A 2,761-nucleotide genomic window follows, 5' to 3' on the forward strand; every position below is an offset into this window, starting at 1 on the left:
AATTTATTCACGCCAGGATACAACAGAGGGTAGGCCCACCACTCACCAGTCCGGGGATCATGGCCCCCCTCAAGTTCTTCTTTAAGAAGACCATAACTCCCGAGTCATCAATGCCCCGGTTGTACAATGCACTGCCCTTAATAAGCCTTATAGTTGTGGTAGTTATCCTGTTGTTCCTCATCCCCGACATGTACTTTGCCGGGGCACTGGCCAGTGTTATTGCCCTGGTGGGATTTTTGAAGGTGGAAGAAATAATGTACATGTTCATGGGAAGCCTTTCCCGATCCGTGCTCTCCGTACGCATGCCCTTCCCAGATAAAGCCAAGGGAGCTGCCCACCCGGAAGTACACCAATCATTCTTCGAAGATTTGAGCAGTCTCCGGGCCTTCCGGTTAATTGCCTTCGGATCCTTCCCGGTGTACATTGCCATGTTCGTGGCTGTGGCCATGACTGGAAGTATCTATCTCCAGGATATCATCGCCTACCAGCAGGTACACGGACCCGTACTGTTTTCTGTGGCCGGAGTACTGGGAGCAATTGTATTCTTCATTGGCTACATGATCCTACTAAACGAATACCCCTTCGCCATATTGAAGGGCAAACCAGACGTAGTCGAAGGACCCTACCTGGAATACGCCGCAAAATATCGGGCCTATGTTTACATAACCCGTGGATTCCTGATGTTCACCCTGGCCACACTGTTCTCTGTCCTGTTCCTGGGAATAGCCCCTAACATCCTGAACCCGACCTTCATCATAACCCTGATTGTGGCCCTCCTGTTCCCCATGCTCATGGCAGTGTTCAGTGCATTCTCTCCCATATTCACCTACAAACAGTTCTACCCCACTGTTGCCGGGGTTTCCATCATAGGGGTGGTGGCCATAATCGCAGCTTTACTTTAATGGTATCCCTACATGAGGAAAATGAAAGAGAAAAATTAGACTATAACCTGGTGATCAAATGAAAATCGTAATAAGGCCCCTGCACATTATGAGTTTAGGGGGTTACATTGTGGAAACTGATTTTCCTTACAGGAACGTAATCGTGGTAAACCCCACAGAAGAACCAATAAAACTGGAAGTTCCAGTGTTTGATGCAGAGTGGCTGGAAGAGCAGCGGAAACTGGGACTGGAACTAACTCCTTTAACTGAGGAAGACAACTATTTGAGCAAATTCCGCAAGGCCAAGGCCAAACTGGAAAAATTAAAGGCGGAAAAAGGAATAAAGGTAGAATAATTGTTGTTTTAGTTAAAATATTAATCTACTTTCCTAATTTTTTTTATACATAGTGAAACTATTCCCTGGGGGGATTTGCTCTCCCTCCTAACCTAATTTCGAGTATAAAACTGGGATTATTTCTGAATTTAATATACCTTCAATAAAAAAAATTTAGGCATATTTTTTATTAATAAAGGAGAAATAATGGCTATTTTTTATTTAAAAACTTTAATAATTAATTCAAGAGCTAACTGGACAATTATTAATAATATAACGACGTACATGTCAATTATATCTATTTTTTAGGGGAAAAGGTTATTCTTTAGGTTATTACATTACATAGCCCGGGCACTTAATGATTTAAAGCAAGGGGCTAATGGTATAATCGTTCTAGATAGTTATATTTTTTATAAATAAGTCATAATTGGGGCTGAATCATTTAAAAAACAAATAAATAGTCCTTATTCATAATCGACTTTTCAAAACTGTTAGAATGTCCTCTAAATTTAAAAAGAAGCTTTAGAATTGACTTTTTTTTAAAAATTAGATAAAAATATTTATATAGTATGGTAGATGATCTCTTGTTGTCCAAGAGCATCTGATGATTTTAAAGAAGATGTTAGGGGACACGGAGGCGGTAAAATTAATCGGAAATTTATATTATTAGTGTTAATGCTAGTTAGTTTGGCATTGACATCTAATGCATCTGCAGCAGCAGATAACTTAACCGATGATTTAAACGGAAATTCAACACAAAATCTTATACAAACACAAAACACAACTGAAAATTTACAGAACACCACAGATCAAGAATCTATTCAAAGTTCTGATAATTTTTCAAGCGAAAACTCTACAACAAACAGTAGTTCAGACCTAAACTCGAATAAAACAGGTTCTCCCAGTGGTTCTAGTAATGTCGAAGGTGCAGCTGGTGACCCTAGTGAAGAAGTTTCTTCAGGTAAGGTCAGTTTCACCATCCAGGAGATAATCAATGCAGCCAATGATGTTAAAAGGTTTCTAGAAGGGAACAAATACCTCCCAGAATACATAAACATCAACGGAACACTGGTAAATCAAGCTACATTCCTACAATTGTTAGCAGCAACTACAATAAAAATCAATAACAGCGACAGTACATTGATAGATTTAATCAACGTCCAACTACCAGGATCAGGATCGGAAACAGTAACTCCAGGAACATTCACCAAGACGGAATATCTGGCTTTGGCTCAGACCATTCAAACTTACATCAGCAATAATCAGAAGGCACCAGCTACCATCAGTACCAGTTTTGGTAATATTGGATTCGATTCTTTAATCTACCTTTATAGTCGTGGATTAAGTTTGTATGAAAGCACTAATGTGTTGCCCACCTTCTTGGCAGTCCGACCTTGGGGTACCTTTCCCATAACTGATACTACCAAAAATTCCATTACTACTCAAGATGTGGTTAATACTGCGGTTGATGTTCGGAATTTTGTTAATTACAATAAGTACTTTCCGGAGTTCATTACGGTTAACGGGATTGTGGTTAATCAGGCTA

General features: G+C 39.8%; 2 protein-coding genes and 1 pseudogene (1 of these 3 cut by a window edge). All 3 read left to right on the top strand.

Translation table 11 applies throughout. The features are described 5' to 3' along the window. Nucleotides 1-902, top strand: the 3' portion of a protein-coding gene (locus tag QC759_RS10360; protein WP_048072623.1) for a respiratory chain complex I subunit 1 family protein. Its footprint begins 88 nt before the window's first position; only the last 902 of its 990 coding nucleotides appear in the window; its start codon lies off the left edge, out of view; the stop codon is at nucleotides 900-902. Between the two features lie 58 nt (nucleotides 903-960). Next, nucleotides 961-1,236, top strand: a complete 276-nt coding sequence (ehbP, locus tag QC759_RS10365; RefSeq protein WP_048072622.1) for an energy-converting hydrogenase B subunit EhbP — start codon at nucleotides 961-963, stop codon at nucleotides 1,234-1,236. 666 nt (nucleotides 1,237-1,902) lie between these two features. After that, nucleotides 1,903-2,761: pseudogene (locus QC759_RS10370) on the top strand (hypothetical protein); the annotation flags it as partial.

This window comes from Methanobacterium formicicum (assembly GCF_029848115.1).
GTDB lineage: Archaea > Methanobacteriota > Methanobacteria > Methanobacteriales > Methanobacteriaceae > Methanobacterium > Methanobacterium formicicum.

Bases quoted from the DNA above. Each gene is read 5' to 3' on its own strand.
- ehbP (WP_048072622.1), top strand. From the start codon at position 961: ATGAAAATCGTAATAAGGCCCCTGCACATTATGAGTTTAGGGGGTTAC.